The 7,930-nt window shown below is 45.1% G+C and carries 9 protein-coding genes and 2 pseudogenes; all 11 read right to left on the reverse strand.

Translation table 11 applies throughout. The annotated features are described in order from the left end of the window. Positions 1-281, reverse strand: a pseudogene (locus BM305_RS18505) (transposase); the annotation flags it as partial. Positions 282-350: 69 nt separating this feature from the next. Beyond that, entirely contained in the window at positions 351-1,025 is a 675-nt protein-coding gene (locus BM305_RS18510) for an amidoligase family protein (RefSeq protein WP_456297673.1), read from the reverse strand. Between the two features lie 135 nt (positions 1,026-1,160). Beyond that, on the reverse strand, positions 1,161-1,385 hold the full coding sequence (locus tag BM305_RS18515) for a DUF4314 domain-containing protein (RefSeq protein ID WP_073587018.1): 225 nt from the start codon (positions 1,383-1,385) through the stop codon (positions 1,161-1,163). Continuing rightward, complete coding sequence (locus BM305_RS18520; protein ID WP_092564429.1) at positions 1,378-2,181, reverse strand: virulence protein; 804 nt, start codon at positions 2,179-2,181, stop codon at positions 1,378-1,380. Before BM305_RS18520 ends, BM305_RS18515 begins: the two co-directional genes overlap by 8 nt. 129 nt (positions 2,182-2,310) lie before the next feature. Continuing rightward, entirely contained in the window at positions 2,311-3,552 is a 1,242-nt protein-coding gene (locus BM305_RS18525; protein WP_092564432.1) for a site-specific DNA-methyltransferase, read from the reverse strand. A 1-nt stretch (position 3,553) separates the two neighbouring features. Continuing rightward, entirely contained in the window at positions 3,554-4,705 is a 1,152-nt protein-coding gene (metK, locus tag BM305_RS18530; RefSeq protein WP_092564435.1) for a methionine adenosyltransferase, read from the reverse strand. 18 nt (positions 4,706-4,723) lie between these two features. Continuing rightward, positions 4,724-5,275 carry a P27 family phage terminase small subunit gene (locus BM305_RS18535; RefSeq protein ID WP_092564438.1) on the reverse strand — a complete coding sequence of 184 codons (552 nt, stop codon included), beginning with the start codon at positions 5,273-5,275 and terminating at the stop codon, positions 4,724-4,726. 95 nt (positions 5,276-5,370) lie between these two features. Further along, the gene (locus BM305_RS18540; protein WP_092564441.1) at positions 5,371-5,739 is read right to left on the reverse strand and encodes an HNH endonuclease; all 369 of its coding nucleotides are present in this window, start codon (positions 5,737-5,739) and stop codon (positions 5,371-5,373) included. A gap of 120 nt (positions 5,740-5,859) precedes the next feature. Then, positions 5,860-6,156, reverse strand: coding sequence for a hypothetical protein (locus tag BM305_RS18545; protein WP_330393542.1), 297 nt, complete (start codon positions 6,154-6,156; stop codon positions 5,860-5,862). A 109-nt stretch (positions 6,157-6,265) separates the two neighbouring features. Continuing rightward, positions 6,266-6,499 (reverse strand): hypothetical protein, encoded by a 234-nt coding sequence (locus tag BM305_RS18550; RefSeq protein WP_092564447.1) that lies wholly within the window; start codon positions 6,497-6,499, stop codon positions 6,266-6,268. 45 nt (positions 6,500-6,544) lie between these two features. Further along, a pseudogene (locus BM305_RS18555) lies at positions 6,545-7,834 on the reverse strand (SNF2-related protein); the annotation flags it as partial. Positions 7,835-7,930 lie beyond the last annotated feature (96 nt).

Below are 7,930 nucleotides of genomic sequence, written 5' to 3' on the forward strand. Positions count from 1 at the left end.
TACTTTCGTGCCATTATCAGCGCCGCTTGCTTTAAAATATCATTCTCCATTAATAACTGTTTATTTTCTTTACGAAGGCGAATCAACTCATTTTCTTCGTCAGTTCTGTTATCTTTAGCCTTAAAAGAACCTGTATTACCATAGTCATTTGTCCATTTCACTACTGTTGATTTAGCCAGTTGATATTCTCTAGCTATTTCTGCTGCTGGTTTACCATTTTGCCTTAATGCGACTATTTGCTTTTTAAAATCATCGGTGTAATTTTTTACTTTTCCTGCCATGATAGTTATCCTCCATTTTTCTCATTATATCATGACCGAATATGATTTGTATAATTTATTATAACCTATTCATAGCTCGCTGTTGAAGCCTCGAAGCTCGACCGTTTGGTTGCCGGTGAAAAAGCTGTGCAGGTTAAGAAAATGGTATCGGCTTGAATGGTAGTGGCGGCTGGTGCTTTCGCTGTAGCCTTCGTACCAAAGGCTCTCTATGGCTTCCATCGTTTTCGGTTTGCGTCGGTTTATTTTCTCGACCAGGAGGCTATCCATCTTTTTGCAGTAACTCATTCGTTCAGGTGCTATCTGCAAAGCCTTGTAAAAAAGGTCATTCTTACTGGCGATGATGTTCATGAAGTTCCTTATGCTCCTCGGTGTATGGTCCGAGCCGTTAAGGTGTATGTGAATTCCGCAAGAGTTGTTTGCAAATCCGCCAGCGTGACGAAGCTGTCTGACCAATTCCTGAAGTATTTCAATGTCCTCGCGGTAGGTTAATATGGGGCTTACCAGCTCAACGCTGTAATCGCGGGTGGCAGCTACCTTCTGGCGGCCTTGTTTCTTTTGGCAGGAGATGCTGCCGTCGCTCATAAACTTCCAAACCCGTCCGTCCGGGGCCGTTACCTTCTTGGTATCGTAATAATCGCCGGTGTGTGTAACCGTTCCGTTTAGGAAGTCGGCTGCAACCTTGGCCGCGTCGTTTCTTGTAATGCCTGTAAACTCAATCTCAATCCCGAATCTGCTTGTAAACATGTGGTTTTCCTCCTGAATGTGTATGTTTTGCGCTTTCCGCATGTACATATATCACTCTAAAAGGCTTATATAGCAAGCGAAATCCGAGAAATAAAACACATCAAATTATGGGTGTGTTTCTACGAAGCCATACCCTTACAACTTCCGCACCGCATCCTCTCCGTACACAACACCCAGAGAGGAACCGATATCCCATGAGCAGAAAATTGTACCTGTATCGTCCACGAAGTCCACGGTTCCTTGGTCGCCGGGCCTTAGTTTCGAATAAGGGTCGTTCATGTGTACCAATTCCACTCGTGTGCCAGATGGGTATTGCTTACGGAGGCGTTCCACCGTCTCCCTTGAAGGAAAGTTATTCATCAGTCGTTACCTCCTCAGCTTTAATCGGAGCGCCATTCTTAAAGGCGCTATTGCCTGATAGGTTCTTTAGCAGGATTTTACGTTCCATCTTGTATTCAGTGCCGACAAAACCAAGCCGGATGAGGAAACATCGAAAAGCATACTTCTCATTTTCCACTTGCTTTTCGGTAGCATTGACTCTTTGCTGTATTTTTGCCATCTCGCATAATGCAGTAACAAAATGCGTGTAGGCTTTGACCTCATCTGAAGTAAGCTCTCCTTGAAACCAAGGGAAGCTGATAGTTTCTTCACCTGTAATGATATGGGTGCAATCAATAGCGAGAGCCTTTTGGATTAGAGAGGATTTGCTTTCAACCAATCGCTTGAGGTTTTCAAGAGCCATATCGGTAAAAGCCGACCTTGGCATCTCGATGGTCAATCGGTTAGGTTCGAGCGTATCCTCTTGCTCGGGTTCCCCGTATGCAGGTGGCTCCTCGTTATCGTAGTAAGGGCTGACCCTGCCACCAAGAGCGGCTTCGTAAGGAATTTGAACATCCTCCGGCACAGGTTCTGCTTCCGGGAGTGGAGTGTCGTATTCTTCTGTAATAGCTTTGAAGTCGTGCAATCCCTGAAGGTCAGCAACCAGTCCGGGATTGTCATATCCTCTGAGTGTCCCATTCTTGTCAATGTGGTAGCCGCCTACCTCGTAAGCGAAGGTTGGTGCACCGAGGTATTTTGTCGGAGCATTTAATTCCTGGCTGATTGCTCCTACCAGTGATTTTCGTTGTGCGCCTGTAACATTATAATTAATCTGCATTTTTCATACCGCCTTTCTTTTTCGGTACTACATATATCACTCTGAGCGCTGTAAATAGCAAGTCGTTTCGAGCATATTTCTGTAGGGAAACTGTTTCGATTGATTGGCGGCGTTTTGTGTAGATGGAGTTTAGTCGTCAGCATTTATTTCCTGCAGATCACAATACTTATACTCCGTACCATCTCTCCATAGAAATACACTATCTGCGTTCCCGGCCTGCTCAATATACCTTTTTACAATCACGTCGCAGTACTTTTCATCCAGTTCAACAGTGTAGCAGATACGATCCGTCTGATCGCATGCAATAAGAGTACTTCCCGAACCACCGAAAGGATCGAGTACTATGCAGTTGGTCAGGCTTGAGTTGAGAATCGGGTATGCTACCAGTGCCACAGGCTTCATGGTGGGATGGTCTGCATTCTTCTTCGGCTTCTCAAATTCCCAGATGGTGGTCTGCCTACGATCGGCATACCAGTTGTGCTTTCCAGACTTCTTCCAGCCGAAAAGAACAGGCTCATGCTGCCATTGGTAAGGTGATCGACCGAGAACAAGCGACTGCTTTTTCCAGATGCAAGTACCGGAAAGGTAGAAACCTGATTCAGAGAATGCCTTTCTAAAATTCAGACCTTCAGTATCTGCATGAAACACATAAATAGAAGCATCCTTTGCCATTGCCGCCTCGGTGTTCTTAAACGCCTCAAGCAGAAAATTGTAGAATGCTTCATTTCCCATATTGTCGTTTTTGATTTTGCCCGCCGAACCTTCATAGTTGACGTTGTATGGAGGGTCAGTTACCACAAGATTTGCGAGTTTCCCGTCCATCAGTAGCGTGAAAGTGTCAGCCTTAGTAGAATCACCACAGACTAGCCTGTGCTGCCCAAGCTTCCAGACATCGCCTTGCTTGGTGAGTGCAGGCTTTTGCAGTTCAGCATCCACATCGAAGTCATCATCATGAATACCGTCCTTGAGCGAATCCTTAAAAAGCGCATCAAGTTCGGCAGGCTCAAAGCCGGTGAGGGACACGTCAAAGTCCGCTCCCTGCAAATCCGCAATGAGGAGAGCCAGCTTATCCTTATCCCAATCACCGCTGATCTTATTGAGGGCGATATTGAGGGCCTTTTCTTTTTCCTCATCCATTTCAATAACCACACACTCGACTTCGGTGATGCCCATATCAAGCAGCACCTTCAAACGCTGGTGGCCACCGACAACATGAGATGTAGTCTTATTCCATATAACGGGTTCAACATAACCGAACTGCTCGATGGAGCGTTTCAGCTTTTCATATTCCGGGTCACCGGGTTTCAAATCTTTACGAGGATTGTAGTCGGCTGGAATCAATAGCTCAGTTTTCAGTTTTTCTATCTGCATACTACTCAGCCGCCTTTCTTAAATTTGTGTACATATTTACATCCTCCCACGGGAACAGACAGGAATTGAAATGACCATAAACCGCCGTATCGGAGTAGATTGAATTTCTCAGCCTTAGTTTTTCAATGATTGCCGCCGGTCGGAGGTTAAACACATCCTGCACAATATTGGTGAGCTGATCATCGGTGAGTTTGCCAGTACCAAAGGAAGTCACGTCAACTGCCACAGGGTTTGCCTTTCCTATAGCATAAGAAAGAGCGACCTCGCATTTCTCTGCAAGACCGCTCCATACGATGTTCTTTGCAATGTATCGCGCCATGTACGCGCCACTTCGGTCAACCTTGGTTGGGTCCTTGCCACAAAGGGCACCTCCGCCGTGAGACGCAAGACCACCATAGGTATCGACCATGATTTTTCTGCCGGTTAAACCTGTATCGGCAGCGGGACCACCTTCGACAAATCTGCCGGAGGGATTAATAAGGATTTCAGTATCATCATCAAACGGAAAATCCTCAAAACACTGCCAAAGTACATTATTGATGATATCCGTTTTCAATTCTTCTTGTGTCTTGCCCTTATCATGCTGGACTGAAACTACAATGGTTTTTACACGTTTGGGCTTGCCATCCTCATATTCCACAGTAACCTGCGCTTTGCCGTCAGGCAGAATACCCTTAATGAGTTTTCCTTTGCGGCAGTTGTCAATGCGTTTTACAATGCGATGGGAAAGCACCAGAGGGAGGGGCAGGTTCTCATGGGTTTCATTGGTTGCGTAACCATAAACCGTGCCTTGGTCACCAGCTCCTACAGAACCGTATGGGTCATTGATACCATTTCGTGCTTCAAGCGCATTATCTACACCCGCCGCAATGTCTGCACTTTGCTGGTGTACAAAAACAAATACTGTGAACTTCCACGGATTGTATCCCACCTCACGAAGTACATTTTTTACGATGAAGCATATGTCTACTTTACCGCTGCAGGTGATTTCGCCCGCCACGATAATTTTACCTTTGGTCGCCATGACCTCACAGGCCACGCGGGAAGCTTTGTCTTTACGAAGACAAGCATCCACGATATTGTCAGCAATGAGATCACAGAGTTTATCTGGATGTCCAATGCAGACACTTTCTGCTGTTTTATAAGTAATCATATTTTCCTCCTATCTGATTTATTTTCCTCGCCTTGCCATGAGCAGACGTTCCATTACATCGTCCTGTGGGCTAGCGCCGTTGTATTCTCCTGTACAGTTTTCTTTAACGATCTGGAAGATCTCCATCCACAACCGATTGGTTTGGTTCATGTAATTCTGACCCATTGCCACATAAGGGCTTTGAATGGCATTACCCGTAGTAGGGTGTTTTGCTAAAAAGCCATATTCTGTGACAGCTTCCTCACATTGAATCCAACGAGCCACGCTCATTGCATAGCGTTCCAATAGCTGAGGCTCTACCAGAGCTGCACATCCACGTTCGTTTAGCCACCGCCATGTATTTCTGTAGATTTCTCCTGCAACCAAGGCTTTGCCATCTTTTTGTATAGCTTCGAGCATTTTATTTGGCTCGGGCATTTCAAGTCCTTTTAGGTCTGCCGTATCCTTAAATTCCATCACCGTCAGTTTTCTGCCTCCTGGATTGCCTTCGGCGATTTTGTCAGTCAGGGGCTTCTTTTTCGCACCTGCACCTACACGAGCGCCGCCTCGATTTGTACCGTCTTTCGCCATATTTTCACCTCACTTAGCAGGGCTGGGGCTATTCCCTCGTTTGAAACCGCGTTTTTTAACACGAAGCCCCACGCCGCTGTCCGCTTTAAAAAGTTTTAGAGATTTGACCGCCCCCACCGGTCACCGCTCTCTGCAGTAATTCTAGAGTGGCAGGATTTACAAAGAGCCATGAGATTGCTCTTCTCGTTACCACCGCCTTTGGAAAGCGGAAGGATGTGGTGTACCTCTTCGGCAGGAGTGAACTTGCCTTGCTTCTGACATTCCTCGCAGAGAGGATGCGACTTGATGTAGCGGTCACGGATACGCTTCCAAGCACGACCATATCGCTTGTTGGAAGCGGGATCACGTTCGTACTGGTTGTATTGTTTATCCATTGCTTTTTGATGCTCGGCACAGTATTGCTCGCGTACAGCAAGCCGACCGCAGCCGGGGTAAGCACAGGGACGTTTAGGTTTGTAGGGCATCGGTTCACCTCACTTTCAGGGCATAACAAAAGCCACCGCAGATCTCTCCACGATGGCCTTTGGAATTCTATTTCTCTATTGTAATAGTAACACACGAACCACACTGACAAACAGTGACATTCACTGACTTGTTTCAGGAAGTTTAATCAGTGAGGTGGCAACATCGTGCAGTCGATAAACGTGGCGAACATTATATCCCAGATCCACTGCGATTTGCTCCCAAGATTTAAAGCATAAGTATCGTAGCTCTAGAAGCGTCTGGCACTCCAAACTGTCAACCGCTTTTATGACTCCTATTATTTCACCCTTTAAGTCTACAAGGCGATCAATGTCTTTGTTGATCTCGTTCTGAAGATCAATGATTTTACAAATAGCGTCGGCCATCATAGATGTTCCATGACTCGGATTACGTGGCATCCCCGTCAATGTTGTAGTACATTTAGTTGCCAATTCATTCAATGAAGCAACCTGCTCCAGCTTGCTGTTGATCCGCTGGTCCAAACGATAGGCTTGGGACAAATATTCTTTAGCAGTCATAGGCAGGCACCTCCAGTTTTTCTCGTATCTTGCGCATTAAGATGGTACCGTCAAGATCAGTCAACATCTGATACCAGCCAGAACAGAAGAAGCGCTCAAGTGAGTTAACCTCAGCTTTGTAATCATTTTTCTCTGGGTGACGGCCCAAACGCTGTAAGGCTTCCCGGTAATCCTTGACTGCCTGTACTATAATCGCATTCGCTAAACTTTCATATGGTTCCATATCGCACCTCCAAGTTTTTGTTTCTCGGATTGGCACGGATTGTCTTTATTTGACTCTCATTTGCAGATCAGCTTTGACTGCTTCGATAAGCGCCGACTGGCTTTTATCCTTTAAGGAAAGAGCCCTCAAGACACGCTCATCAATAGTACCTTTGGTAACGATGTGCTGCACCACAACCGTTTCAGCTGTTTGGCCCTGACGCCAGAGCCTAGCATTTGTCTGTTGATATAACTCTAATGACCAGGTAAGACCGAACCACACAATACAAGAGCCACCAGCCTGAAGATTTAAGCCATGTCCTGCAGATGCCGGATGAATTAAACCGACAGGTATTTCCTTGTTGTTCCACCTTCGAATACTTTCAGCAGTATCCAGCTTAGAAAATGGAACCTTTATGCAATGAAGCTTTTCTACGATTCTTTCGTAGTCGTGTTTATACCAATAGGCCACAAGTATTGGCTTTCCGGCAGCTGCTTCAATAATGTCCTCCAATGCATCCAATTTCTGATTATGGATGACCTGAGTTTCACCGCTATCTTTATAAATGGCACCATTAGCCATCTGACAGAGCTTGTTGGAAAGTGCTGCTGCATTCCCAGCAGTAACCTCACCATCAGGAAGCGTAAGTACAAGGTCTTTTGCTAATTCGTCATAGCGTTCTGCCTCTTTTTCAGAAAGCATAACCGTGTATTCACTGTTAACCAGTTCAGGCATCTTAAGATAATCCGTAGACTTCATTGAAATTGTAATATCGGAAATTTTCTTGTAGATGCATTTCTCTGCTCCGGGAAGAGGCTTGTAACTATAAATAATCTGGCCATTTCTTTTATCCGGCATAAAGTAGTTGGTACGAAACGCAGTTATGAACCTTCCAAGCCTAACACCCATGTCAAGCAATTTGAACTCTGCCCATAAATCCATTAGTCCATTGCTGCTTGGTGTTCCTGTCATTCCAATAATGCGTTTTACTCTAGGACGTACCTTCATAAAAGACTTACAGCGCTTGGCCTGATGATTTTTGAAGGAAGAAAGCTCATCAATTATAACTGTATCGAAATCAAACGGAAGTCCGCTTTCATCAATAAGCCATGAAAGATTCTCACGATTGATTACATAGATATCAGCTGTAGCCTTTAACGCTTTAACTCGTTCAGCAGTACTTCCTACTGCAACAGAAACGATCAAGTCAGATAGATGATCCCATTTTTCAATTTCAGCAGGCCAGGTATCTCTTGCAACTCGAAGTGGTGCTACCACTAACACCTTATGGGCTTCGAAGAAATCAAACAGTAGGTCATTTATTGCAGTAAGAGCGATACTTGTTTTTCCTAAACCCTGAATAGGTTATAATAAATTATACAAATCATATTCGGTCATGATATAATGAGAAAAATGGAGGATAACTATCATGGCAGGAAAAGTAAAAAATTA

This window comes from Anaeromicropila populeti, assembly GCF_900112775.1.
GTDB classification, from domain to species: domain Bacteria; phylum Bacillota; class Clostridia; order Lachnospirales; family Lachnospiraceae; genus Anaeromicropila_A; species Anaeromicropila_A populeti.